We start from the raw sequence: 26182 nt of genomic DNA, 5'->3' as shown, positions 1-26182 counted from the left end.
CCCCCGTATCTCGATTGTGCTTCTATAGCACGAGTGTCTGCATCGTAGCCGCCTAGAACCCAAAATGGCTCAAACCCGGGTGATCGTCAGGGCGGCGGCCGAGCGGCCAATGGAATTGCCGTTCTGATTCTGAAATGGGGTGTTCGTTGATACTGGCGTGCCGTACGCGCATGAGCCCGTCCTCCGCGAAATCCCAGTTTTCGTTGCCGTAGGCGCGATACCACTGTCCGCTGTCATCATGATACTCGTAGGCGTAGCGCACCGCGATGCGGTTGTCTTTGAATGCCCAGAGTTCCTTGATCAGACGGTATTCGAGTTCACGATTCCATTTGCGAGTGAGAAAATCCACGACCTCTGCACGGCCTCTGGCAAACTCGACGCGATTGCGCCAACGCGTGTCTTCGGTATAGGCCAGCGAGACTTTCGCGGGGTCGCGGCTGTTCCAGCCGTCTTCGGCCAGGCGGACCTTTTCGATGGCGGTTTGTTCGCTGAATGGGGGCAGCGGGGGGCGGGGCATGTGGATTCTCCTGGAATAGAGCCGTTGAGGGTCGCTTGCGCCGGGTGTTACAGCGCCAGATGAATACGTTGTTCGTTCGAGCCGGCTGGTTGGGCAGGCACGGCACAACAGATCAGGACTTCGTCGTCGGCCACAGACGCGGTCGGCGTCTTGACATAGGTGACGGTGCCCTCGATCAGTTTGGTGCGGCACGTTCCGCAATTGCCTGTGCGGCAACTGTAATCTGGATTCAGGCCGCGCGCCTCTGCGAGTTCGAGCAGCGTGCCCGATTCGGGTGTCCAGCGTGCCTCTTTCAAGGAATCGAGGAATGCGACCGGGACAGGCGCGGTTGCGGCGGGCAATCGCGCCGGTGCCGCGACGACGGCATCAGGACTGCGAGTCAGCGAAGCAGGTCCGAAGGCTTCCGCATGAATGCGGCGATCAGCCACACCGTAGCTTCTGAGGCCGTCGTAGAGTGCTTGCATGAACGGCGGAGGACCGCAAAGGTAAAAGTCATAGTCGTTGAATGATAGAAACCGGGTGAGTAACGCCATGTCGATGCGGCCCTCGGCGTCATAGTCCCGGCCGGTTTCGGCATCGCCGGTATCGCCGAGGACGCGAACCAGTCCAACAGCACCTTTGGAGGCGGCGACCAGTCCAGAGAGCTCTGCATCGAACGCGCGTTCCGTCTTTGAGCGGGCAGCTTGAAATAGCACGGTGGGGCGCACGCGCTGTTTACGCAGTCCTTCGTAGACGATATGCCGCAACATGGAGAGCATCGGGGTGATGCCGACGCCGCCCGCCAGCAAGACGGCGGGGCGTTTTTCGCGCGCATCGATGGTGAACTCGCCAGCTGGCGCGCGGGCTTCGATCGTGTCGCCCACGCGGACATGGTCGTGCAGGTATTGCGATACCATGCCCTCGCGTTTGACGCTGATGCGATAGACGTTATCGGATGGGGCGACCGACAGGGTATAGGTGCGGATCAGTGGCGTGGGCGTCTCTGGCATCGTGACGCGTATCGGCAGATGCTGGCCTGCCTCGTGCGCCAGCAGACTCAGTCCATCCGCGGGCTGCAGATAAAACGACCGGATCGATGCGCTTTCGTCGACCATGCGTGCCACGGTGAACGGCCGCCAGCGCGAGGCCAATTCGTTCGCCTGCAAGCGGCCGGCCGCTTGCGCCCAGTCGCCCGTCATCAGCGAATTGGGCGACCAGCCATCTGCGTGCAGCCGCCACCGCAGTGCGAGTGCGCCTGGCCGGCGCACAATGCGGCGCGGACGGAACGTCCAGAGACGCTCCGCGCCCTGGAAGGCGGCGATTTCCGGGGAATCCAGAATGACTTGCGCGTCCCCGGTCATCTGCAATACATCGCCGCTTTCGTAGTCTACAAAAAGCATGCCGGCTTGATGATTCAGAATGAAGTTGCCGAGCGTGGCGAAAAACAGATTACCGTCAAAGTCGGGGATGGTGAGCATCCCGTCGTCGTCAACCCGGACAAAGCCGGCCTTGCCACCCCGGTGTGAAACGTCGACCTGCCGACGGTCTTCCCGATCGGCATACGAGGCGACAAAGAAGGCGTCTGCGGTCTCGATCATTGATCGGGCGGCAGAGTCGAGTTCATGCAGATCCTCGCGTGCGGCTTCGTACGCCGCATTGGGATCACGCACAAAATCGAAGTCGCGTAGTTGAATGTATCGGGGGCAGTTGCCAAAACTCTGGTCCACCTCGACATGCAGACCATTGTCCGTACTCGTTACGATGCCGTTCATCCGATTGCGGCGGCGGGTGTGCATTTCGATACCGAGCAGGCCGATCGGTGAGCTGGTTTCCAATCCGGGATACGCGGGATCGCTCATGTCCGTACTAGCCGCAATGTCTAGCGTCGTCGGCGTGGGCGAGTTCATGAAGCCGGGCTTGCCTGACAGAATCGTGGCCCATGCATTGTCATCCGCGTCGACACTACCCAGCACGATAAAAGGCAGCTGGGCGTAGAAATCACGATGCTGATCCGGCATGTAGTCTCGTACGACCCGTTGGCCGACGACGCGCATCCGTTCGGCGACGCCCACCTTTTCCTGGAGGTAGGTCTCGCCTGCATGCCATACCGGTAGCGTTGACAGTTTCGTGGTCATCTCGGTGTCCTTATTCGTTCGTGACGCGCGGGATCGCTTGACGCGGCGTACTCGAGTCTTGATGTGGGCTGGGCCTATAGTCCAAGTCCGGCACGCCGTCGCCAAAGGCTGCGGAGCTCAGGCGGCGAGTCCCGCTGGCGTCTGGACGAAAGGCACGAATCCCGGCAGCGCCTCGATCCTGCGTAGAAATGCGTTGACCGCCGGATAGCCCGAGAGATCGACGTTGCCTTCGGGTGCACGCGCTACGTAGCTGTAGAGCGCCACATCCGCGATCGTCGGGTTCGTGCCGACCAGCCAGTCATGATCAGTCAGATGACTTTCCAGGCGGGCGAGCAGGGTATGCGCTCGTGCAATGACTTCCTCGGGGTTGTATTTGGCGCCAAAGACGGTGACCAGGCGGGCGGCGGCAGGGCCGTATGCCACTTCGCCCGCCGCGACGGAAAGCCAGCGCTGCACCGCGGCGGCGCCTCGTGGATCCTCAGGCAGCCACTCTGTCCGGCCCGCTTTCTTTGCCAGGTACACTAGGATCGCGTTGGAGTCGGCAATGACAACACCGTTGTCATCCAGGACGGGGACTTGTCCGAACGGATTGAGCGCCAGGAATTCCGGGGTCTTGTGTGCGCCAGCCTTCAGGTCCACTTCGATGAGTTCGTGAGGCAGTCCTAGCAATGAGACAAACAGGCGAGCACGATGCGCGTGGCCGGAAAGCGGGTGGTGGTAGAGCTTCATTTGTATCTCCGATGATGGCCGGGCCATGTGCCGTGCCGTTAACGAAGATTAATTAAGGACGGATTTATATAGAATCCATTGATTTGGTACTTCACAATTTCACATGAAGGAATAATCGCCGGATTGGTCGCCGCGATGGTGGGTGGTATAAATTGAGCAGGTATCCAACGACATCCCGATATGGCAAACACCGACGCGTCGACTTTCCAGGCACGACTGCTGCGTCCAGCAAACCCGGATGCGGACGAATCATGGGCGTTCCTGGTGTTGCCCAAAGCCGCCAGCGACACGCTGCCGCGGCGAGGCAGAACGTCCGTAGAAGGAACTATCAATGGACATCCTTTTCAGGCAACGCTCGAGCCTGACGGCCAGTTGAGTCATTGGCTCAAAGTCCCCCATGCGCTGCAAGAGGCAGCTGCCGCATCATTCGGCGATACGGTTAGCGTTCACATCGCCGCGGCGGATCCTGAGCCAGAGCCTGAGATGCCGGATGACCTGCGAGAGGCATTGGCTGGGTCAGCCGCCGCGGCCGCCACTTGGAAAGACACCACAACGCTCGCACGGGTCGACTGGATCCACTGGATCGAGTCTGCCAAGCAGGCCAAGACACGTGCGCGCCGCGTGCAGAATGCGTGTGAGATGCTCGCAGAGGGAGAACGGCGCGTCTGCTGTTTCGATCAATCGGGCTTCTATAGCAAAAGCTTGAGCGCACCGAAAGCCAAAGGGTGAACGCTGCGCTTAGGAGGAGACTTCTATGCCAGATATTGTGCAATTGCGCCCCGAAGGTCTCTACTGCCCGGCCGGCCAGTTCTACGTGGATCCGTGGCGGCCGGTGTCGACGGCCGTGATAACGCATGGCCACGGAGACCATGCCCGCTCGGAGATGGGCCGCTATTACACCAGCCGCGAGGGACAACCTATTTTGCAATGGAGGCTGGGCGAGCAGGACTATCGCGCCTACGACTATGGCGAGGCTTTTACGCTGGGCGATGCTCGGGTATCGCTGCATCCCGCAGGCCATGTGCTGGGATCGGCCCAGGTACGCATCGAAGCTGACGGACAGGTATGGGTTGTGTCGGGAGACTACAAACGTCAACCGGATCCGACTTGCCGTCCCTTTGAGGTCGTCCCTTGCGATACCTTCATCACTGAGGCGACGTTTGGTCTGCCCATCTATCGCTGGCCGGCCACTGCCGATGTGGCGCGCGAAATCGTGCAGTGGCGGGACCAGTGCGCGGAGCGTGGAGAGGCCGCCATTCTCTATTGTTATGCCTTGGGCAAGGCGCAGCGCGTGCTCGCGGAACTCGCACCGCACATCGACCGGCCTGTCTATCTGCACGGCGCCATTGCCGCCGGGGTCGATGTATATCGGCAGGCAGGGATTGCCATGGCAGACACGGCATTGGTGATGGAAACCGAAGTGGCGGCGAAAGCGGGCGGCACGAATTTTGCTGGTGAGTTGATCATGGCGCCTCCCTCGGCGGCAGGCAGTCCGTGGCTGCGGCGGTTTCGCAAGGCGCAGCAGGGCTACGTTTCGGGTTGGATGCGGTTACGAGGCAACCGGCGGCGGCGCAACATGGACCGGGGGTTTGTGGTCTCTGATCATGCCGATTGGCCGGGTTTGCTGCGTACGATCCGTGAGACGGGGGCATCGCGCGTAATTGCGACTCATGGTGATACGCGCGCGTTGGTGCGTACGTTGAATGAAGCAGGCGTGACGGCTGAAACGCTGATGACGCAGTTCGAGGACGAGGAATAGGGCGCTGATGTCGCGAATCGTCTTGTCTAGACCTTCGGGTGAAGAATAATAGGGCGTGTATGAAACGATTCGCGGCTCTCTATCAGGATCTGGACCGCTCTACTGCCACCTCGGACAAGCGGGCAGCGCTGGTTGCATATTTCCGCGATGCGCCGCCACGCGATGCCGCCTGGGCACTGTTTCTGTTGGCTGGCGGGAAAATCACCAGCGCACGCCGCAAGATCGCAGCGGTAGGCGAGTTGCGCGCCTGGGTAGCCGATGCCTCGAATACGGCCCCTTGGTTGGTTGAAGCCAGCTATGAACAGGTGGGCGATCTGGCAGAGACGCTGGCCCTGTTGGTGCCCGACCCGGAACAGGTGATTGCCGAACGCAGCCTGGCGGAGTGGATCGAAGAGGTCCTGGTGCCGGTAGCCAATCGGGAAGAGGCCGAGCGTCGCGATGTCATTGTGTCGGCATGGCATGGCCTGCCGTTTGACGAGCGTCTCGTCTTTAACAAGTTATTGACGGGCGCGTTGCGCGTCGGTGTCTCGCAGCGCCTGGTGCAGCAGGCGCTGGCGGAAATGTCGGGAGTCCCTATCGCCCGCATCGCCCAGCGCATGATGGGCGAGTGGACGCCTAGCCCGGCGTTTTTGCTCACATTGCTCAGTGCCGAAGAATTGCCGGGGGATCGTCAGCAACCATATCCATTTTTTCTGGCTTCTCCACTCGAGAGCGAGCCGGCGAGCCTGGGATCTATCGACGAGTGGATGCTGGAGTGGAAATGGGACGGTATTCGCGCTCAGTTGATCCGGCGTCATCGCGAGGTTGCGCTGTGGTCGCGTGGCGAGGAACGTCTGGATGGGCGTTTTCCTGAAGTCGAGGACGCAGCGGCCGCGTTGGACGCCGATTATGTGCTGGATGGCGAGTTGCTGGCGTGGCAGGAGGATGCGTCAGGGCCCATGCCGTTCTCGGCCTTGCAGACTCGCATTCAGAGATTGAAACCCGGCCCGAAATGGCTGGCCGAAGCACCGGTACGGATGCTGGTGTATGACTTGTTGGAGCTCAATGGAAAGGACCTGCGTGAGCTGCCTCAGCTAGAGCGGCGCCGTCAACTCGAAGCGCTGTTGCGGCGGAACCCGGATACGCGGCTATGTCTTTCTCCCTTGATACCGATAGCCGACTGGAGTGCGGCGACAACGTTGCGAGAGGAGTCGCGCGAGCGCGGCGTAGAAGGCTTCATGCTCAAACGCGCCAGTGCGCCATATCAGAGCGGCAGGCGGCGTGGCGATTGGTGGAAGTGGAAAGTCGATCCCCTCACGATCGACGCGGTGTTGTTATATGCACAGGCGGGCCATGGGCGGCGCAGCACGCTTTATACCGATTACACCTTTGGTTTGTGGGACGGGGATGCTTTGGTGCCGATCGCCAAGGCTTATTCCGGTCTCGACGACAAGGAAATCTTGGCGCTGGATCGCTGGGTGCGCGCGCATACGCTCGAGCGTTTTGGCCCAGTCAGGTCCGTCAATCCTGTCCAGGTGTTCGAGTTGGGCTTCGAAGGCGTCAACCTTTCCAAGCGCCATAAATCGGGTGTCGCCGTGCGTTTCCCGCGTATCCTGCGCTGGCGGCATGACAAGCCGGCAGCCGAGGCCGATCAGTTGGATACGCTGAAGGCATTGGCGCGATGAGTGGCCGGCCGCGACGCTGGGACGCACCGCTAGCTGCGTGGTTTCAAGCGCGTGGATGGAAGGCCGCCGCATTTCAGCGTGAGGTATGGCAGCGATACCTGGCGGGCCAGTCGGGTGTGTTGCATACGCCGACAGGCAGCGGCAAGACGCTGGCGGCATTCGGTGGGCCGTTACTGGAGGCCTTGGCCGAGCCTGTTGTGACGCGGCCTCCTGTGGCACAGGGCCCTCGCGTACTCTGGGTCACGCCCTTGCGCGCGCTCGCGGCCGATACCACGCAGGCACTGGCGCAGGTCGTGACGGACTTGAATCTGAGTTGGACCGTCGCCATGCGTACGGGTGATGCGAGCGCACGCGATAGACGTTTGGCGCGGCAGGGCAAAGCCGATGTGTTAGTCATCACACCGGAGTCCTTGGCCTTGCTGTTGTCTTATGCGGACTCGTCGACGCGTTTTCGTGCCCTGCGATGCGTAGTCGTGGACGAATGGCATGAGTTATTGGGCAACAAGCGCGGTGTGCTGCTGCAATTGTGCCTGGCACGCTTGCGATGTTTGGCGCCGAACCAGCGCACGTGGGGCTTGTCGGCAACGCTGGGTAATCTGGATGAAGCGCGCGCTGTGCTGATACCTCACTTGTCCGATAGCGTATTGGTAGCAGGCGCACGGCCGCGCAAAATGACGCTGTCGACGTTGTTGCCCGAAGCTGATCGCGGCCTGCCCTGGGCTGGTCATCTAGGGTTATCGCAGCTCGGCAGCGTTTATAAACGTCTGTTCAAGGCAGGCACCAGCTTGCTGTTCACCAACACGCGAGCACAGGCGGAGCTGTGGCATCGCGCGCTGGAGTCTATATGGTTGGATGATCCCGCGACGCTGGCGCTGCACCATGGATCATTGGATCCGAAGCTGCGTGCCAACGTAGAACAGGGACTGCGCGAGGGCAGGCTGCGATGCGTGGTGGCGACGTCGAGTCTGGATCTGGGCGTCGATTTTCCGGCCGTCGACCAAGTGCTGCAAGTCGGCAGCGCCAAAGGCGTGGCCAGGCTGTTGCAGCGTGCGGGCCGCGCCAAGCATCGCCCGGGTGCGTCGGGCCACGTTATCTGCGTGCCGACGCAGGCGCTGGAGCTCGTTGAGTTTGCCGCGGCCCGGCAGGCTATCGCCCGTGGGGATATCGAATCGCGCCGGCCGCTGCGCGATTGTTGGGATGTACTGGCGCAGCATGCAGTCACGTTGGCCTTGGGGGGAGGCTTCGACGCCAAGGCGCTTTATGAGGAAGTCCGCCAGACGCACGCTTATGCTTCGCTGGATCCCGACACCTGGCAATCCGTGTTGGATTTCATCGAGCAGGGCGGTAATGCGTTGGCCAACTATCCGGAATTCCGGCGAGTGCAGCGCGACGACGATGGCTGGTATCGCGTGCATGATCGGCGCATCGCGCTGCGTCATCGTCTTTCGATCGGTACGATTACGGCTGACGGGGCGATCTCGGTAAAGTACCTGCGCGGTGGCGGACTGGGCTCGGTCGAAGAGGCCTTTCTCGCCCGATTGCGGCCGGGCGACCCCTTTCAATTCGCGGGCCGTACGCTGCAACTGGTGAGGCTGGAGGGCATGACCGCCTATGTGCGGCGACTGAAGACGGGAGTGGGCCCTGTGGCGACCTGGCAGGGCGGACGTATGCCGCTGTCTACGCAACTGGGGCGCGAGGTCGAAACGGTTTTTGCGCACCCTGGCACTCACCCGGAAATGCGGGTGGCGCAGTCGCTTTTGCATATTCAAGCTCGCGCGAGTGCGCTGCCAGATCAGGGCCGCTTGGTTGCTGAGCACATTACGACACGTCGCGGCATGCATCTTTTTCTGTTTCCATTCTCAGGTCGCGCTGTGCACGAGGGGATAGCGGCCATGATGGCGTCGCGCTGGGGGCGGCTGCAGGGCAACACGTTTTCCTATACCGTGAATGATTATGGACTGATGTTGACCTTGGCCCAGCCCGCCGCCGTGGATGAAGCATTGCTGAGGCTATTGCTCAGTCCGGAGGGCGTGATGAACGATTTGGGCGAGGGCGTCAATGTAGGCGAACTGGCACGCCGACAGTTCCGTGAAATAGCCCGTGTTGCGGGATTGTTGACGCCTTCCATGCCTGGGCGCGAAATGCGCTCGTTGCGCCAGGTGCAGGCATCCAGCGGCCTGTTGTATGACGTGCTGCGGCGTTATGACCCTGGGCATCTGCTGTTGGCGCAAGCTGAACGCGAGGCCTTTGAGCAGCAACTGGAAATGCCGCGGCTCATGGCGGTATTACAAGAATGTGCGGCACGTCAATTGATCTTGTGCGAGCCGCGAGCGCTGACGCCGTTGTCGTTTCCGTTGTGGAGTGAAAGCTTGCGTGGACAACTCAGCACCGAGACTTGGCAGGACCGTGTCAAACGCGCCGCTGCGCAACTGGAGAAACGCTATGCCCGCATTGCCTGAGGGTGCGTGGGTCGAACAGTTGGCCGGCGAACGTATGTTGTTGCTCGGAGAGCGCGCGATGTTCTGGTGTGCACGCAGGCGCTTGATTATTGCCGACTTGCATCTGGGCAAGGGGCATGTCTTTCGCCGCGCGGGCATCGCCGTTCCCAGTGGCGCTACCGAGGGCGATTTGCGGCGCCTGGCCGCTTTGGTGGCAGCGACGGATGCACAAGAACTATGGATTGTAGGAGACGTGCTGCATGGCCCGGCAACACAGGCCGAATGGCGCGACAGCTGGATACGTTGGCGGCAGGCGCACGCGTCCCTGCAGGTGGCCGCATTAACTGGTAATCATGATCGCGCGCTCAATGGCGAGGCGTTGGGCATCTGCCAGCTGGGGGAGTCCCAAGTCGATGGCCCATTCGTGTTCCGTCACTTGCCGCAGCACGATGAGGATGGCCGGCATGTTATCGCAGGGCATGTGCATCCTCAGGCGCGTGTGCCAGGTGTGCCGCGCAACTGGCCGGTGTTTTGGCTGAGGCGGGACATGACGATTCTGCCCGCGTTTTCCGCCTTTACAGGAGGGCAGCGGCCCCAGGTCGAATACGGCGATGCCTTGATCGCCTGCGTCGATGGGGCCGCTATTCCGATACCGTGATTACGGTGTATACGTTTTGAGAGTCTTCACTGCTTGGCCGCCATGTGTCATCGGCATGTGGTTTTTGTTCACTGATTGGCCAGCATTTCTTTCATACGGGCATAGTCTTGTAGATATTCCCGGCCCAATCGGACTTTTTCCCTTTCACTGAGGATCTTTCCAGAGATCTGAAAGAACTTCTTTTCCTCTTCGCGCAGGTGGTGGCGGACCTCGTCTGCCAGCTTTTTCGCTTTGGAAAGCCAGCTGCCGCCGCGCGTTTCGGCCTTTCCCAGGTCTTCGACATACTCGTCGATCTCGTGATGTTCGGCCAGCGCATGACGCGAAGGATCCAATCCCATGTCGTCCATCAGCATCGGCGCGTACAGAAATCGTTCTTCTGCAGCGGCATGAGCAGCGAGCTCGATCTTCAGCTCTCGATAGATCTCGAGGCGGCGCTCGCTATGGGGCGCTGCGCGTAGCAGTTTTCTGCATAGCGAACGTTGGACCTCATGACTCTCGCGCAGGGCGTCATAGATATTGGCAGCAGCCATAGTGCCTCCATTTTTATGAGGAAAAGCCGATTCGGTCGGTGTCCTCGACACTGGTACTTTACCTCCAATATCGAGGAGCAACCGTGCTTTAGCGATCGCGAGAGCGTCCGCCGATCGTCGCGCAGAAACTTGCGACAAAGGCGCCTACCAATAGCGAGGCAAAAGCCCACAGGGAAAAGCCTGCCGCGGCCTTGCGTGCGGCGTCGGCGGCTTCGCGGGCCTTTTGCTCGGTTTCGCGTGCAGTCTGCTCAGCCTGTTCCTGGATCTGCGTCAGGCGCTGCTGCGCGGTTGATTCGTCTATGCCTGCACGCTGAGCGATGAGCTTGACGAGGTAGTCCTGGTCTGTATCGGACAATTCACCGGTGGCGAGGCTGCGGCCGAGTATCCGCGAAGTCTCTTGCCGAACATCGCCCTGAGCCGTCGCGACCAATGGGTCGTTGGGGCGCAACAATGCATCGGTGAAATAATCCAAGGAAAACCGGTCCGAGCCTTCTTGAACGGCTTGCCCTGCGGTTGCCGTGACGGCTCCCACGCTGGCGCCTGCCATCGTGGCGCCCGCTTTGGCCGTACCGGAGATCACGGATGCCACGGTGGTGCCCAACAAAATCAGCCCCACGACGGCGCTCAAGGCCCAGACGAGAAAGCCATGGGCGGTGTCCCGGAAATAGATTTCGTCATCGTGGATGCCGGTCCATTTCGTGCGCAGCCGCCCTGCGGTATAGCCGGCGATTCCGTAGGCGATGATGTGTGTGAAGAACAGCCAGACGATGGATCCTACGGCAAGGGCCGGCCCGGAGGCTCCCTCGTCCCGCCAGGGAGACATCGAAACGAGCCCTAGCCCTGTACCACCGATCACCAACATAGCCGATACCGCCGAGGCGATAACGGCCCCTGCGATGACGGCGCCCCACGATACCGCGGAGTGTGGCGACTCTACGCCGCTCACGTCACGAGCATAAGAAGTCACGGACTGATTATTCTGCATGACATTTCCTTGTTTGGTTGAAGTCACCTGCACTGGATGGTCAGTGCCAGAATAGGGCTAGCAAAATGATGATCGGGATGGGTACGCCCAGCAGCCACAAAAGTATGGATCGCATATCGTCTCCTTATTGAGGGCAGTTATCGCGACTGTTCCTGAATTTTTTCCCCACCGCGTTCGATATCCTCTCCGGCTCCGTGCATGGTGTTGCAGCCGGCGGTGAGGCTTGCGGCGACTAGCGCCATGATCACGAGGAATTGACGGCTTTTCATGGTGTGTCCTTGACAGAGTGTTGACGTGCCGATCGTCAGCAAGCCGCGTGCCTGACCCGCGTTTGCCGAGAGTAGAGACGGAACGGATTTGGTCCCGCCCACATCGGCGCGCCAGAAAACCGGCTCGCGGCCTATATTGGGAATTACCCGATAGAACAGCTATATCCTTATTTGTTCTATTGACGATACATTGGGACATGGACAGAATCTTTGTCCATGGGAACCTCCTTACCGCTACCGAAATATCACCAGATCTACCTCGTCTTGCGCGAACAGTTGCAAGAAGGGCGTTTCGATCAGGACGGCGTGCCGGGCGAACTCGCCTTGGCCACGCAGTTCGAGGTGGCACGCATCACCGTTCGCAAGGCAATGGAGATGCTGGTGGCCGATGGACTCGTGTCGCGCCGCCCAGGATTGGGGACGTGGCCGACACGGCATGCGCCCGCCGACAGTGCGCGTGATGCCGGCAGTGCGACAAAGCGCCCGCGCCAAAAGGCCCATCTGGTGGGGCTGATGGAAAACATCGTCAACATGGGTTTGCGCACGTCGGTGCACGTGCTGGACAGCGAGTTGGTCAATGCCTCGCCAGCAGTGGCCGATTCCCTGGAAATCCCGGTGGGTACGCCCGTCCACAAAAGCCTGCGCGTGCGCAGTACCGAGGCGGGGCCTTTATCCCATATCACCACCTACGTACCGCAAGCCGTGGCGAATTTCAGCCGTGCGGATCTGGAACGTCAGCCGCTGTTGATGTTGCTGGAGGCGGCAGGCGTCGAGTTCGGCGGGGCTACGCAGACAATCGGCGCCCGCTTGGCAGATGCGCAGATCGGCCGCCATTTGGATGTAGCGGTGGGATCGGCGTTGCTGTCGGTGGTTCGCTTGGTGCGTGATGTGAATGATCGTCCGGTGCAGTTGCTGCATGGTTTGTACCGTCCGGATCGCTATCAATATCAATTACAGCTGTCGCGCGTCGGGGACATCGACGCCAAAGTCTGGGTCAGCGAAGAGCTCTCGGCCCAATTTCATTAAGTCTCTTTCGGAGTTTTGCCATGACGACGCGCCGTACTTTTTTGACGCAGTCCGCCGCCGCGGCTGCTGTGTTATCCGCACCCTGGGTGGTGCGCGCCCACTCCGCCACGCCGGTGAAAGTCGGCGTTCTGCATCCGGTGACGGGCGCGTTGGCGTATTCGGGACAGCAATGCCGTCTGGGGGCTCTGCTGGCCATCGAAGACATCAACAAGGCCGGCGGCATCAAGGCGTTGGGCGGTGCAAAGATCGAGGCTCTGCTGGGCGATGCGCAATCGCGTCCCGAGGCAGGCTCTGCCGAGGTGGAAAAGATGAACGCCGCCGGCGTGTCGGCAATTGTGGGCGCCTACGCGTCCGCCATCTGTCTGGCGACGACGCAGACGGCGGCCAAGTATGGACTGCCTCACGTGGTTGATGTCGGTGTGGCGGATCAGATCGTCGAGCGCGGCCTGAATAACACCTTCCGTTTTGGGCCAGGCTATCGTACATGCACCGAGCGCGCGATCACTGATCTGGTGGCGCTGAACGATGCGGCAGGCAAACCGGCAAAGACCGTGATGATCGTGCACGAAGACTCGTTGTTCGGTACGGGGACGGCGGCGTTGTTGTCCAAGGCTCTGCCAGAGCATGGCTTCGAGGTGAAAGAGGTCGTCAAACACCCGAACCCCACGCGGGACTTCAACAATATCGTGCTGCGCATGCGCTCGGTGAATCCGGACATCGTGATTCCGGCGAACTACTACAACGAGTACGCCTTGCTATTGCGTGCGATGAAGCAGCAGAAGGTGAGCCCGAAGGCGATTTATTCCGTATTGGGCGGCGCGGCGTCGAGCTATAAATTCCTGAAAGAATTCCCGGACGTGGCCAACGGGATCATTGATTGCAATCACTGGTTCAATCCCAAGGACGCACGCGTCGCGCCCTTGAAGGCCCGCGTCGAGGAGAAGGGCGCATACTTCAGCTACGAGGTCTTTATGACCTATGTCAGCGTCTACTTGTTGGTCGACGCGATCGAGCGCGCCAAATCCACGGATCGGGCGGCGATTACCGATGCATTGGCCAGCAGCACGTTCTCGGACCATCTGATGCCATATGGCCCGACGAAATTCGTGAACGGCCAGAATACGGGAGCCCAGCCCCTGCTGACACAGGTGATCGATGGTGATATCAAGGTCATTATCCCGGAGGCATATCGTCAGGCCAACGCGCAGTTTCCGGTAAAGGCCTGAACGATGTTGTGGGATCCTGCCATTCTATTGTCTGCCGTGCTCAACGGCCTGACCACGGGCGCGGTGTACGCGTTGGTAGCGTTGGGCCTGACGCTGATTTACGGCGTCTTGCACATCATCAATTTCGCGCACGGCGCTGCCCTGATGGTGGCGTTGTACGCTGTCTATCTGCTGAAAGAGCGTCTGGGGCTGGATCCCTATATGGCGCTGCCGTTCGTGATGGCGGGCATGTTTGTGCTGGGATATTTCCTGCAGCGCGTCATCATCAGCCGCGCCAGCCACGGCAAGGACGAGAATATTCTTTTAGTTACCTTGGGTCTCTCGATCGTGCTCGAGAACCTGGCGCTGGTGTGGTTCAAATCGGATACGCGCAGTATTGATACGGCCTATACCCTGTCCACGGTGGAGATCGGGCCGGCTTTGATCGCATTGCCCAAACTCATCGCCTTTGCGGGGGCGATGGTAGTGGCGGCCGTGCTGCTGTGGGTGATCCGCCGCACGGATCTGGGTCGCGCAATACGCGCCGTGGCCAAGGAAAAACAGGGCGCCAAACTGATGGGTATAGACGTAGAGCGCGTCTACGCCTTGTCGTTTGCGATAGGCATGGCCTGCCTGGGCGCTGCAGCCTGTTTTCTATTGCCGGCGTATTACGTCAATCCGCAGGTGGGCAGCGGCTTTGTGCTGATCGCCTTCACCATCGTGGTGCTGGGCGGTATGGGCAGCTTTGCCGGCGCCTTGGTCGGCGGTTTGCTGATCGGCGTGGTGGAATCGTTGGGTGGCTTGTTTCTGGGAGATTCGTTGGGCCAGATGGGCATCTTTGCGATCTTTATTCTCGTGTTGCTGTTTCGCCCGCAGGGGCTGTTTGGGGCGAGGGCCTGACCATGAAGGATTTTTACGCGATCCTGATTTTCGCCCTGGCGGTGGCTGTGGCGACGATGTTCGTCCAGTCCGGCGTATGGCTGACGTTCATCATGATGTCGCTGTATGCGGCGTTGCTGGCTCAGGCCTGGAATATCCTGGGCGGCTATGGCGGTCAGTTGTCGTTTGGTCACGCCCTGTTTTTTGGCGTTGGGGCCTATGCGCAGGCATTAGGGCAACTGAACTGGGGTCTCAACCCGTGGATGGTGTTGCCGATAGCAATCGTCTGCGGCGCGCTGGTGGGGCTGGCGGTGGGGGCGCTGACCTTTCGCTATGGCTTGCGTGGTTCCTATTTTGCGCTGGTGACGTTGGCCTTTGCCGAGGTGTTTCGCATCGTCGCGGGGTCCGTGTCGTTCACGGGCGGCGGTGTAGGCTTGATGGTGCCGTTGAAAGAGGGCGTGGCCAATATGCAGTTTGCCTCGCGTCACGGCTATATCTATTTGATCTTGGCGTTCGTGGTGTTGGCGTTGGCGGTGACGGCGTGGCTGCGGCATTCGCGTTTCGGCGCGTATCTGCAAGCCGTGCGAGATAACGAGGATGCGGCACGTGCCATCGGCGTAGACCCGTTGAACATCAAGCTCAAGGGTATTGCGATCTCGGCGGCCTTCATGAGCGCGGCAGGCGCGTTCTACGTGCAGGTATTTCAGTACATCGATCCGTCGATCGCGTTCGGGCCCGCGGTATCGGTCGAGGCGCTGGTGGGAGCGATTGTCGGCGGCATTGGTACCTTGTGGGGGCCGATTGCAGGCGCGGTGGCGCTGCATGTATTGGCGGACTTTACGCGCAATTTGTTCGGCGAGTTGCCAGGTATCAGCATGGTGATTTATGGCGTCGTCTTGATTGTGATCGTCATGTTTGCGCCGCGCGGATTATCGGGCTATGGCCAGCCAGTGATGCGCCTGTTTAGTCAAAAGGGGCGTAGCCATGGCTGATATCTTGCTTCAGGCAGAGAATCTCTCGATTACGTTTGGCGGGGTAAAAGCGGTACAGGATGTGAGCCTGGCCGTGCCGCGCGGCAGCTTGACCGCACTGGTTGGGCCCAATGGCGCTGGCAAAACGACGCTATTCGGTTTGTTGTCCGGTTTTTTGCGTGCGCAACAAGGGCGTGTCGTCTTTGACGGGACGGACATTACGGGGATGGCGCCCCAACGCTCGGCAAAGTTGGGGCTGACTCGCACCTTCCAGGTGGTGCAGCCCTTTGGCGCGCAGACGGTGCGGCAGAACATAGCGGTAGGCGCGCATTTGCGCCTCGCCAATCGCGCGCAGGCGCTGGAGGCTGCCGAGGTCATTGCGAGACGGGTGAATCTGCATCGCCAATTGGATAAGCCCGCGGCCGATCTGACCGTGGCGGGCCGCAAGCGCTTGGAACTGGCCCGGGCCTTGGCCACGCAGCCTCGTTTGTTATTGCTCGACGAAGTGCTGGCCGGACTGAATCCAGCTGAGATCGACGAGATGATTCCCGTCGTGCGTCAGTTGACGGCAGATGGCATCACTGTCTTGATGATCGAACACGTGATGCGTGCCGTCATGAGCCTGGCAGAACATGTATGGGTATTGGCGCAGGGGCGATTGATTGCCGATGGCACGCCGTCGGCGGTCACGCGTGACCCGGCGGTGGTCGAGGCCTATCTCGGCCATGGCGCGGCCGCGCGCATCGCGGCGATGGAGGTGCGGGCATGAGCGCGTTACTGGAAGTCAGCGGCCTGCGAGCTGGCTATGGCCGTATGGAGGTCCTGCGCGGCGTCGATCTGCACGTCGAACAAGGCGAGATTGTCGTGCTGCTGGGCAGTAATGGCGCAGGCAAGTCCACGCTGAACAACACCTTATGCGGCATCTATCGACCCTGGGAAGGCCAGGTGCGTTTTGATGGGCAGAACTTGACGGGCAAGCATTACCGCGAGGTCGTAAAGGCTGGCCTGATTCAAGTGCCGGAGGGGCGCCGGGTATTTCCCAATCTGAGTGTGCGCGAGAATCTGGAATTGGGCTCTTTCACGCGGGCGCGTGAGCGGCGTGCCGCCAATCTGGATCGCGTGTTGACGATTTTTCCCCGTCTGGGCGAGCGTCTGACGCAGTTCGCGGGAACGATGTCCGGCGGCGAACAGCAGATGCTGGCGATCGGACGCGGTTTGATGGCCGAGCCGCGCTTGCTGATTCTGGACGAACCCTCGTTGGGCCTGTCGCCGCTGATGGTCGAAGAAATGTTCGGTTTGATCAGCCGTTTGCACGAAGACGGTTTATCGATCCTGTTGGTCGAGCAGAACGTGGGCCAATCGCTCGAGGTCGGGCAGCGGGCCTATGTCCTGGAAGACGGCGCCATTCGCCATAGCGGCGGCTGTGCAGAGTTGATGGCCAGCGATGATGTGCGCCGGGCATATTTGGGGATGTAATGATGAAACAGACCCTGGCACAAAAACTGATCGCTGCCGCGAGCGGTCGCGATACGGTCGCCGAAGGCGAGATCGTGACGTGCTCCGTGGATCTGGCGATGTTTCACGATTCCAGCGGCCCGCGCCGGCTGGAGCCCATGTTGCGCGAGTTGGGCGCGACAATCTGGGACCGCGACAAAGTGGTGCTGGTGATCGATCACTATGTGCCGGAATCGGACGACGAATCGCGCCGCATCGTGCGTATTGCGCGGGATTGGGCGCGCAGTGAGCGCTTGCCGCACGTCTATGACAGCCAGGGCATCTGCCATGTCGTGGTGCCGCAGGGCGGTCATTTGCGCCCCGGCATGTTCTGTGTCGGCGGGGATTCGCATTCGCCGACCGGTGGGGCGTTTGGCGCGTATATGTTCGGCGTGGGCAGTACCGAAATGCTGGGCGTGGTTGTCACGGGGCAGATCTGGGTCAAGGTGCCACGGACGCTGATGATGCGTTGGAACGGCCGCCTGGCCGACGGCGTGACGGCCAAGGACATGATGCTGCATCTGATTGGCCGCTATGGCATGAACGGTGGACAGTATCAGGCGGTGGAGTTCTGCGGCGAGGCAGTCCGGGCTCTGTCCATGCCGGAGCGCATGACCCTCTCCAATATGAGTGCGGAGCTCGGATCGCAAGTCGGGCTGGTGGCACCGGACGAGACGACTGCAGCCTGGTTGCGCGAGGTCGGTGTGACCGAGCCGCTCGACGTGCAGCGTTGGCACAGCGATGAGGGCTGCGATGCCGAATGGTATGACTTTGATGCCAGTGCATTGGCCCCGCAGGTGGCGGCCCCGCATAGCCCTGCCAATGCGCGCGATGCGGGCAGCTATCGCGATATTGCGGTGCAGGCGGCGTATATCGGCGCATGTACCGGCGCCAAACTGGAGGACCTGCGAGCCGCTGCGAGAGTGTTGCGCGGCAAGCGTCTGGCCGATGGCATGCGCCTGATTGTCGCGCCAGCCAGCATGAAAGACCAAGCTGCCGCGACACAGGAGGGCGTCATGCAAGTGTTGACCGACGCCGGGGCCCAAGTATTGCCGACCACATGTGGCGCGTGTGCCGGCTACGGCGGCTCGATCCCGGATGGCGCCACGGTGATTTCCAGCACGGCCCGCAATTTCAAAGGCCGCATGGGCTCGGAGTCCGCACAGGTGTATTTAGGCTCGCCGTACAGTGTGGCAGCTGCCGCCGTGGCGGGCCGCATTATCGACCCGCGTGAGGTGATGCAGTGATGATGCGATACCTTGACGTGCATGAACCCCTGTGCCTGCCCACAGTGACGCATAGCAGGAGAATCCAATGAGCGCACGCGTATGGCGTGTCGGTGAGGATATCGACACCGACGCCCTGGCGCCTGGCGCCTATATGAAATTCGGCATCGACGAGATCGCACGTCACTGCCTGCAACGGGTGCGGCCCGATTTTGCATCGGCGGTACAACGCGGAGATGTCTTGGTCGCCGGGCCTAATTTTGGCATTGGATCCTCGCGCGAGCAGGCGGCCGCGGCGCTGGTGCATTTGGGCGTAGCGGCGGTGATAGCACCGTCATTCAGCGGCTTGTTTTTCCGCAATGCCTTCAATGTGGGGCTATTGCTGTTGACGTGCGCGCAGGCCGAGCAATTGGCCGAGGGCGAGCAGGTGACGTTAGACCTGGATCATGGCCTCGTCCGCAACGAACAAGGCCAGACGCTGACCTGTGAACCCGTGCCGGATTTTCTGCTGGATATGGTGCGCGCGGGCGGTCTTTTGAACCTACTGAAGACGCGCAGCCGGCCGTCTTGATCACGACAAACTGGAATCGAATCATGCTTGACCCCGTGACCTTGGCCGTCCTGAAGGGACGGCTGGAACAAATCGCCGATGAGATGGATGCGACGCTGTATCGCAGCGCCTTCAATCCCATCATCGCAGAGGCTCATGATGCATGCCATGGCCTGTACGACGCCGAGTCGGGCGCGACCCTGGTGCAGGGAAAATCCGGTTTACCGGTATTTGTCGGCGCGATGTCCTTTGCTGTGCAGGCGGCTGCGCGTGCCGCCGCCGAACGCGGCGGGATGGTCGATGGCGATGTGTGGCTGTTCAACGATCCCTATGACGGCGGCACTCATGCCAACGATTTCAAGCTGGTGCGCCCGGTCTTCCGTGACGGCAAGCTGTTTTGTTTTCTGGCGTCGGCCGCGCACTGGCATGACATCGGCGGCGCCGTGCCTGGCAACTACAACCCGTCGGCGACAGAGTGTTGGCAAGAGGCCGTGCAGATTCCGCCCGTACGTATCGTGCGTGGGGGTACGCTCGACGCAGACGTGCTGGCCATCCTGAAAGCGAATACACGCCTGCCCGATAGTCTCTGGGGCGATCTGAACGGCCAGCTGGCTGCATTGGAACTCGGAGCAGGGAGGCTGGACGGCTTGCTGGGCGAGTACGGCGACAGCACGGTCAAGGATGCATTGGAGACCCTGCGCCTGCGGGCGCTGCGTCTGATGCGTGATCACATAGAACGCCTGCCGGACGGCGAGTATGCCTTTGCGGATACGCTGGACAACGATGGAGTCCGCGACGAGACGCTTACCATTGCGCTGAAGCTGCGGGTAGCCGGGGACAAACTGACCCTGGATTTTTCCGAGACCTCGCCGTCTTGCGCGGGGCCTGTGAACATTTCACGCGCGACGGCCATCGCGGCCTGCTATGTGGCGTTGAAGCATGTGTTCCCCGATGTGCCGGCGAATGCAGGCGTGTTGGACGCTGTAGACGTGGTGCTGCCCGATGGCTTGCTGATCTCGGCCGCACGTCCACGGCCCGTAGGCGGTTATACCGAAACCATCTTGCGCATGATCGACGTTATTTTCTGCGCGGTGGCTCAGGCTGCACCAGAACGCGCGCCCGCTCAGGCTTACGGCACTATCAATGCGCTGTCGATCGCCGGTTACCGCAGCGACGAGGCGCGCAAGGGACAGCGCTGGGTGATGTTCAGTTTCTTTGGCGGCGGACATGGCGGCCACAGCGATGGCGATGGCTTGTCGCATGGCAATGCGCCGATTTCCACAGCTACCATACCGCCGCTGGAAATCCTGGAGGCCGCCTATCCGGTGCGTTTTACGCAATGGGCCTTGCGTCCGGACTCTGCCGGCGACGGCCAGCACCGCGGCGGCCTGGGCGCCATCTACGAAATCGAGCTGCTGGAAGACAGCGCCGAGGCGTTTATCTTTGGTGAACGCGGGCGCAGCGCGCCGAAGGGTATCGCAGGGGGGACATCGGCCGTTCCCAACGTCTTCAAGTACGAAAACGAGGGGCAATGGCATACCCCACCCATGACCTCAAAAATGTTGGGCATACGCTTGAAACGCGGTGAACGTGTGCGCCTGGAAACGCCGGGAGGCGGCGGCTACGGATCGCCTCAGGCCCGTTCGGCACAGGCTCGCGAGCGCGACCAGAAAATGGGATATGTCAGTCAAGCAGAACAGGAGCAGGCAGCATGAGCGCCGCGCAGCAATCGTTGGTGGTCGGGGTGGATGTCGGTGGGACGTTTACCGATCTTTTTGTGTTGGATGAAAAAGCCGGCAGCGCCCGTGTGGTGAAAGTTCCTTCGACCCGTGGCGAAGAAGCCCGGGGCTTCATGAACGGCATCGAGCGTGTGGCCGACGGCGCTGATGCCATTGCGACCATTGTGCATGGTACGACGGTGGGCACCAATGCCTTGCTGGAGCGTAAAGTCGCTCGTACGGGCATCATCACGACCGAGGGATTCCGCGACGTACTGGAGATGCGCCGCCGTGACCGTCCGCAAACCTGGGGTTTGCGTGGCAACTACGAGCCGGTGGTATCACGCGATTTGCGCTTCGAGGTCAGCGAACGGGTTTTGGCTGACGGGACGATTCACACGCCGGTCGATCTGGACCAGGTGGCGACGGCGGCACGTGAACTGCTGGCCTTGGGGTGCGAGGCCGTGTGTGTGTTCTTTGTGAACGCCTACGCCAATCCCGCCAACGAAGCAGCCGCCGTCGCACGTGTGCGCCAGATATGGCCAAACAGCAATGTCACGGCTGCGACCGAAGTATTGCCCGAGATCCGCGAATTTGAACGTTGCTCGACCGCGACCTTGAACGCATCGTTGCAGCCCGTCGTAGGCAGCTATCTTTCGCGCCTGGAAACCGATTTGAAAAGCCACGGGTTCGAAGGTGAACTATTGGTGGTGCAAAGCAACGGCGGCGTCATGTCGCGTCAAACCGCGTGCGATGTGCCGGTGCGTACGGCGCTATCCGGACCGGCGGCAGGCGTGATTGCGTGCGCAGCCATAGCGCGTGCGGCCGGTTTGCCGGACGTGGTGACCGGCGACATGGGCGGTACGTCGTTTGACGTTTCGTTGGTCGCGGGCGGAGAAGCATCGCTGGCCGCGCAGACGTCGATTGAGTTCGGCATGGTGGTTCGTGCGCCGATGATTCAAATCGAGACCATTGGCGCGGGCGGCGGCTCGATCGCCAGCGTTGATGCAGGAGGTTTGCTGCAAGTCGGACCGGAATCAGCCGGCAGCATTCCCGGACCGGCCTGTTACGGACGCGGGAATACGCGCCCTACAGTCACGGACGCCAATGTTCTGTTGGGCCGCATAGCTGCAGATCGCCCACTGGGCGGCGGGCTGTTGGCGCAAATGAATACGGAATTGGCACACACGGCGATCGACACGCACGTGGGGCAGCCGCTGGGCTTGGACGCGTACGCGGCCGCCGAGGCCATCCTGACGGTGGCAAACGCCAAGATGGCTGGCGCGATTCGTGTGGTTTCGATCGAACGCGGCCACGATCCGCGCAAGTTCGCCTACATGCCTTTCGGCGGCGGCGGCGCGTTGCATGTTTGCGCGATGATGCGCGAGGTGGGCTGCACGCGCGGACTGATTCCTCGCTTTCCCGGCGTGACATCGGCATTGGGTTGCGTGATGGCGGATATGCGTCATGACGGCGTGCAGACATTGAACGTGACGCTGGACGGCTTGAACGTCGACGAGCTGGTTGCACGCATCGATGCCTTGGCCCAGGCATGCCAGGCGCGCCTGGATTCCGCAGGGATGGCATTCGAGGGTGTGCGCGAGAGTATCGAACTGGATATGCTGTATGCAGGCCAGAGCCACACCGTGACCGTTGAGGTCTCGCGCGAGGCGCTGGATCGCGCTGCGATTGGCGCGGCTTTTGAGGCTGCATATCGCCGCGCATATGGCCGCAGCTTGGCTGGCATCGCGATCCGTGTCTTGAACTTGCGTTATGCACGGATCGGTCAGCGGCCCAAATTCGATTTGGCTTTGTTGGCCCCGACCGCGACTGATATGCCCGCATCGCTGGGCACGCAGCGTGTCTACCACGGCGGGCAATGGTGGGACGCGGTGCGTTACGAGCGGCTCGCCCTGCCGATAGACGCACACGTGGATGGGCCTGCGATCCTGGAGCAACCCGACACCACCATCTGGCTGGAACCGGGATTCCGTGGACAAGTGGACGCCTTGGGCAATCTCTTGATCTCGCGCCAGGAATAAGGAGCACGCTCGTGTCACGTTCAACAGCACTCATCGTCGTCGATCTGCAAAACGACTTTCTGACGCCCGGTGGCGCCTATGATCGCGGCGGCGCGGTCAGTCCCGAGGCTCGTGCATTGCCTGCACGCGTGGCGCCTGTCGCACAGGCGGTCAAAGCGGCCGGAGGGTATGTGGCAGCCAGCCAGTTCACGCTGTGGCCGGATGCCCAGGGCGAGCCGATGATCTCGCCACACTTGCGCCGCCTGCGTCCATTTTTAAAGCGCGGCGATTTTGTCGCGGGCAGCCCCGGTCATGGCTGTGTCGCCGAGTTGGATGGACTCATCGATGTGTCGGTCTGGAAAGTCGCGTATTCCGCGTTTTTCAATACCCAACTGGATTGGGTGCTGCGCCGCACCGGTATCGACCATGTCGCCATCTGCGGCATTGTCACCAATGGCGGCGTGGCCAGCACGGCACGCGATGCGCACATGCGGGATTATCACGTGACGGTATTGGCCGATGGATGTGCTGCGCCCAGACCCGAGATGCACGATGCGGCGTTGGCGGATTTGCGTACGGTGGCCGACATTGCGACGTGTGCGGAATTTATCGCGAGTCTGTCGAAATGAGTGTAGGCCACGTCTCGCAGGAGCCAGTGTCAGCTAGCGATAATTTGCGCCGTGTTGCGCAAGATCCGGTGCCTATAGACGAGCATGGTCCTCGTGTTATCCGAGGGCCGGCCCCCGCTGGTGAGCGGGTGCCCGTCGTGATCATTGGCGCGGGCGCTTGCGGTTTGACGGCTGCCTGGCGATTGGGGCGTGCCGGGATTGAATGCGTGCTGATCGAGCGGGACGCGGTGCCCAGCGGCTCCACCGCGCTGTCCTCGGGCTTTATTCCGGCTGCGGGCACGCGTGCCCAACAGCTTGCCGGGGTGACAGATAGCCCGGCCGAATTTGCGGCCGACATTCGTGCCAAGGCGCATGGCCAGGCGGCGCCTCATCTGGTGACGGCCTATACCGAGGCGATTCCTCAGGCTATCGACGCGTTGCAAGAGGCGGGATTGACGTTTGAGGTCCTGGACGGTTTTCTGTACCCCGGCCATCATGCGCGCCGTATGCATAGCTTGCCGGAACGTACAGGCGCGGCTTTGGTTGGTGCGTTGACCAACACGGCCACTGAGGCCGGCGCCTATCTGTTGACCGATACCATCGCCCGGGAATTATGGTGCGACGCCGATGGCCGTATTACGGCCGTGGGGTGCGAGCGGCCTGATGGTGGCAGAGAGGTGATCGGCTGCGATGTGCTGTTGCTCGCTTGCAATGGTTTTGGCGGCAATCTCGCCATGCGCCGGGAATATCTGCCTGCAATGGCCGACGCCGAGTACGGCGGACACGTGGGCAACGATGGCAGTGCGGTGCAATGGGGCCTGCAATTGGGTGCGCGATTGGCCGATATGGGCGGTTATCAGGGACATGGCTCGTGGGCGATTCCTCAGGGCGCGTTGATTTCATGGGCAGTCATCATGGATGGCGGTGTGCAGATCAATCGTGCCGGAAAGCGTTTTCACGACGAAACGCAGGGGTATTCCGAGGCCGCGGTGCACGTATTGGCGCAACCGGAAGGCGTCGCATGGAATGTGTTTGACGCACACACATTGGCGCTGTTGCGCGAGTTTCCCGATTTCCGGGACGCGGAGGCGGGCGGTGCATTGCGGTGTGCTGCTGATGCTGCGGCATTGGCGGATATCATCGGCTGTGACGAGACAACGCTGACGGCTACTCTGGCATCCGTGTCCCACGATCTGGCTGACGCGTTCGGCCGGCGTTTCACGCGCCGTCTCGAGGCGCCGTACTACGCGATCAAGGTGACGGGTGCGTTATTCCATACGCAAGGCGGGTTGGACATCGATGCGCAGTGCCGAGTGTTGAACACGAACGGCAACGTTTTTCCCAATTTGCTCGCTGCCGGTGGTGCTGCTCGCGGCGTGTCGGGGAATGAGGTATCGGGCTATCTCTCCGGCAACGGCCTGCTGAGTGCCGTGGCGGGGGGATATATCGCCGCGGCGACAGCCGCAGAATTGCTGGGCCGGCCGCTATAGCGCTGCTCAACGAAAAGATCGGCCATTCAATAGGTGCGGGGTCATACCTTACGTTCCTGGCCTAATTACTGAAGTTTCTCGGAGTCACAAGGATGAAAAAGCTTGCGCAACAACTGGCCCAGGGCTGCGTTCTGGCGCCTGGCGTTTACGACGCCTTGTCAGCGTTGATCGCGGAGCAGGCCGGGTTCGATGCGCTCTATCTCTCGGGCGCTTCGATCGCCTATACCCGATTGGGGCGTTCGGATGTCGGTCTGACGACCTATACCGAAGTCGAGGATACTTTGGCCCGTATCGCAGAGCGTGTGTCGGTGCCTGTGATCGTGGATGGGGATACGGGGTTCGGAAATGCACTGAATGTGCAACGCACGGTGCGCGGCTTCGAGCGCGCTGGGGCGGCGATGATCCAGCTCGAGGATCAGACTTTCCCAAAGCGTTGCGGTCATCTGGACGGTAAAACGGTGGTGCCGGTCAACGAAATGCGCGGCAAATTGCGCGCCGCTGTCGATGCGAGGCATACCGCCGATACGCTGATCCTCGCACGCACTGACGCCATTGCTGTCGAGGGCCTGGACGCTGCGTTGGATCGCGCCGAACACTACCTGGAAGACGGCGCTGATGCGCTGTTTATCGAGGCGCTGCGTACACCTGAGCAGATGCAGGCAGCATGTTCTCGCTTTGCGGGACGTGTGCCGTTGCTCGCCAATATGGTCGAGGGGGGCAAGACGCCGATCAAAGCTGCCTCCGAATTAGCCGACGTGGGTTTTCGTATCGTGATCTTTCCGGGCGGGACCGCGCGGGCGGTGGCGCATACGTTGGCGGGTTATTACGGTAGCCTGAGGCAGAACGGCAGTACGGGGCCGTGGCGCGAACAGATGCTGGATTTTGACGGGCTTAATGCGGTGATTGGGACGCCGGAATTGTTGGCTGCGGGGGAGAGGTACGAGGGGTAATCGTCGGGTCTAGAGTTTAGGGATTAGGTGTGGCTGAGGGTGGTGTGCTTATGGACGTCGAGCCGAGGCAATCGGGCCGTGCGGGCTTCACAAAGCCGGTCCGGCGCGCGGGCGCCGGACATCGTGTTCGCTCGCTTCGTCCGGCCCCTACGGGCCTCCCTTCAGCATCCGCTCCACTCGGCTTTGAGGCGCCCTCACGGCCCGATTGCCTCGGCTCGACTCGCAGTAATTCAAGCTCATCACATCGCTGGCACGGTTGTCTTGCTTGGCGTTTTTCTGTGACCGTGTTGGCAAAGAGGAAGATCTTGCAGGGCTGCCATTTTCGGGTGCCCTGCACCCCCGAAAATGGCGATCGGTCCGGGCATGCGGCGGGGTGGCGTG

The 26182-nt window shown here is 61.1% G+C and carries 24 protein-coding genes; 18 read left to right on the top strand and 6 right to left on the bottom strand.

Going from position 1 to position 26182, the window contains the following annotated elements; genetic code table 11:
• Positions 1-52: 52 nt before the first annotated feature.
• The 3 genes from CAL20_RS16460 to CAL20_RS16450 form a co-directional block, all read right to left on the bottom strand.
• Positions 53-517: a nuclear transport factor 2 family protein gene (locus tag CAL20_RS16460; protein WP_094820842.1), complete on the bottom strand. Its 465-nt coding sequence runs from the start codon at positions 515-517 to the stop codon at positions 53-55.
• A 47-nt stretch (positions 518-564) separates the two neighbouring features.
• Positions 565-2631 carry a 2Fe-2S iron-sulfur cluster-binding protein gene (locus CAL20_RS16455; protein ID WP_094820843.1) on the bottom strand — a complete coding sequence of 689 codons (2067 nt, stop codon included), beginning with the start codon at positions 2629-2631 and terminating at the stop codon, positions 565-567.
• A 117-nt stretch (positions 2632-2748) separates the two neighbouring features.
• A complete protein-coding gene (locus CAL20_RS16450) occupies positions 2749-3360 on the bottom strand; it encodes a glutathione S-transferase family protein (protein WP_094820844.1) in 612 nt (203 codons plus the stop codon).
• Positions 3361-3540: 180 nt separating this feature from the next.
• Here CAL20_RS16450 and CAL20_RS16445 point away from each other — a divergent pair, with 180 nt between their 5' ends.
• Genes CAL20_RS16445 through pdeM form a run of 5 tightly spaced genes read left to right on the top strand, consistent with a single transcriptional unit; the run spans position 3541 to position 9879 of the window.
• A complete protein-coding gene (locus tag CAL20_RS16445) occupies positions 3541-4089 on the top strand; it encodes a YdeI/OmpD-associated family protein (RefSeq protein WP_094820845.1) in 549 nt (182 codons plus the stop codon).
• A gap of 25 nt (positions 4090-4114) precedes the next feature.
• Positions 4115-5119 carry a ligase-associated DNA damage response exonuclease gene (locus tag CAL20_RS16440; RefSeq protein ID WP_094838420.1) on the top strand — a complete coding sequence of 335 codons (1005 nt, stop codon included), beginning with the start codon at positions 4115-4117 and terminating at the stop codon, positions 5117-5119.
• A gap of 59 nt (positions 5120-5178) precedes the next feature.
• Positions 5179-6783, top strand: a complete 1605-nt coding sequence (locus CAL20_RS16435; RefSeq protein WP_094838419.1) for an ATP-dependent DNA ligase — start codon at positions 5179-5181, stop codon at positions 6781-6783.
• Positions 6780-9242, top strand: coding sequence for a ligase-associated DNA damage response DEXH box helicase (locus tag CAL20_RS16430; protein WP_094820848.1), 2463 nt, complete (start codon positions 6780-6782; stop codon positions 9240-9242). Before CAL20_RS16435 ends, CAL20_RS16430 begins: the two co-directional genes overlap by 4 nt.
• Positions 9226-9879 (top strand): ligase-associated DNA damage response endonuclease PdeM, encoded by a 654-nt coding sequence (pdeM, locus tag CAL20_RS16425; RefSeq protein ID WP_094820849.1) that lies wholly within the window; start codon positions 9226-9228, stop codon positions 9877-9879. The genes CAL20_RS16430 and pdeM overlap by 17 nt, the downstream gene beginning before the upstream one ends.
• 68 nt (positions 9880-9947) lie before the next feature.
• On the opposite strand, the gene CAL20_RS16420 is transcribed toward pdeM, so the two are convergent.
• From CAL20_RS16420 to CAL20_RS16410, 3 genes are all read right to left on the bottom strand, one after another.
• Positions 9948-10409, bottom strand: a complete 462-nt coding sequence (locus CAL20_RS16420) for a hemerythrin domain-containing protein (protein ID WP_094820850.1) — start codon at positions 10407-10409, stop codon at positions 9948-9950.
• Positions 10410-10497: 88 nt separating this feature from the next.
• Positions 10498-11394: a hypothetical protein gene (locus CAL20_RS16415; RefSeq protein WP_094820851.1), complete on the bottom strand. Its 897-nt coding sequence runs from the start codon at positions 11392-11394 to the stop codon at positions 10498-10500.
• Between the two features lie 137 nt (positions 11395-11531).
• A complete protein-coding gene (locus tag CAL20_RS16410) occupies positions 11532-11636 on the bottom strand; it encodes an entericidin A/B family lipoprotein (protein WP_254924038.1) in 105 nt (34 codons plus the stop codon).
• A gap of 243 nt (positions 11637-11879) precedes the next feature.
• Between CAL20_RS16410 and CAL20_RS16405 the strand changes: the two genes are divergently transcribed.
• The 13 genes from CAL20_RS16405 to CAL20_RS16345 all read left to right on the top strand — a co-directional run bounded on the left by CAL20_RS16405 (position 11880) and on the right by CAL20_RS16345 (position 25801).
• The gene (locus tag CAL20_RS16405) at positions 11880-12689 is read left to right on the top strand and encodes a GntR family transcriptional regulator (RefSeq protein WP_094820853.1); all 810 of its coding nucleotides are present in this window, start codon (positions 11880-11882) and stop codon (positions 12687-12689) included.
• Positions 12690-12709: 20 nt separating this feature from the next.
• The gene (locus CAL20_RS16400; protein WP_094820854.1) at positions 12710-13915 is read left to right on the top strand and encodes an ABC transporter substrate-binding protein; all 1206 of its coding nucleotides are present in this window, start codon (positions 12710-12712) and stop codon (positions 13913-13915) included.
• A 3-nt stretch (positions 13916-13918) separates the two neighbouring features.
• Positions 13919-14794 (top strand): branched-chain amino acid ABC transporter permease, encoded by an 876-nt coding sequence (locus CAL20_RS16395; protein ID WP_373558308.1) that lies wholly within the window; start codon positions 13919-13921, stop codon positions 14792-14794.
• 2 nt (positions 14795-14796) lie between these two features.
• A complete protein-coding gene (locus tag CAL20_RS16390; protein WP_094838418.1) occupies positions 14797-15765 on the top strand; it encodes a branched-chain amino acid ABC transporter permease in 969 nt (322 codons plus the stop codon).
• Positions 15758-16513, top strand: coding sequence for an ABC transporter ATP-binding protein (locus CAL20_RS16385; protein WP_094820856.1), 756 nt, complete (start codon positions 15758-15760; stop codon positions 16511-16513). The genes CAL20_RS16390 and CAL20_RS16385 overlap by 8 nt, the downstream gene beginning before the upstream one ends.
• Complete coding sequence (locus CAL20_RS16380; protein ID WP_094820857.1) at positions 16510-17220, top strand: ABC transporter ATP-binding protein; 711 nt, start codon at positions 16510-16512, stop codon at positions 17218-17220. Before CAL20_RS16385 ends, CAL20_RS16380 begins: the two co-directional genes overlap by 4 nt.
• Positions 17220-18485 carry a 3-isopropylmalate dehydratase large subunit gene (locus CAL20_RS16375; protein WP_094820858.1) on the top strand — a complete coding sequence of 422 codons (1266 nt, stop codon included), beginning with the start codon at positions 17220-17222 and terminating at the stop codon, positions 18483-18485. Before CAL20_RS16380 ends, CAL20_RS16375 begins: the two co-directional genes overlap by 1 nt.
• Positions 18486-18552: 67 nt before the next feature.
• Positions 18553-19035: a LeuD/DmdB family oxidoreductase small subunit gene (locus CAL20_RS16370; RefSeq protein WP_094820859.1), complete on the top strand. Its 483-nt coding sequence runs from the start codon at positions 18553-18555 to the stop codon at positions 19033-19035.
• 23 nt (positions 19036-19058) lie between these two features.
• Positions 19059-20729, top strand: a complete 1671-nt coding sequence (locus CAL20_RS16365; protein ID WP_094820860.1) for a hydantoinase B/oxoprolinase family protein — start codon at positions 19059-19061, stop codon at positions 20727-20729.
• Positions 20726-22774: a hydantoinase/oxoprolinase family protein gene (locus CAL20_RS16360; protein WP_094838417.1), complete on the top strand. Its 2049-nt coding sequence runs from the start codon at positions 20726-20728 to the stop codon at positions 22772-22774. Before CAL20_RS16365 ends, CAL20_RS16360 begins: the two co-directional genes overlap by 4 nt.
• Before the next feature lie 11 nt (positions 22775-22785).
• Entirely contained in the window at positions 22786-23382 is a 597-nt protein-coding gene (locus tag CAL20_RS16355; RefSeq protein ID WP_254923992.1) for a cysteine hydrolase family protein, read from the top strand.
• A 74-nt stretch (positions 23383-23456) separates the two neighbouring features.
• Positions 23457-24851 carry an FAD-dependent oxidoreductase gene (locus tag CAL20_RS16350; protein WP_256981576.1) on the top strand — a complete coding sequence of 465 codons (1395 nt, stop codon included), beginning with the start codon at positions 23457-23459 and terminating at the stop codon, positions 24849-24851.
• A 92-nt stretch (positions 24852-24943) separates the two neighbouring features.
• Positions 24944-25801: an isocitrate lyase/PEP mutase family protein gene (locus CAL20_RS16345; protein WP_094820863.1), complete on the top strand. Its 858-nt coding sequence runs from the start codon at positions 24944-24946 to the stop codon at positions 25799-25801.
• Positions 25802-26182: the final 381 nt, after the last annotated feature.

Source organism: Bordetella genomosp. 4 (genome assembly GCF_002261185.1).
Taxonomy (GTDB): domain Bacteria; phylum Pseudomonadota; class Gammaproteobacteria; order Burkholderiales; family Burkholderiaceae_B; genus Bordetella_A.
The sequence above is the reverse complement of the archived record's forward strand: the minus strand, read 5'-3'. Positions and strand labels throughout refer to the sequence as shown.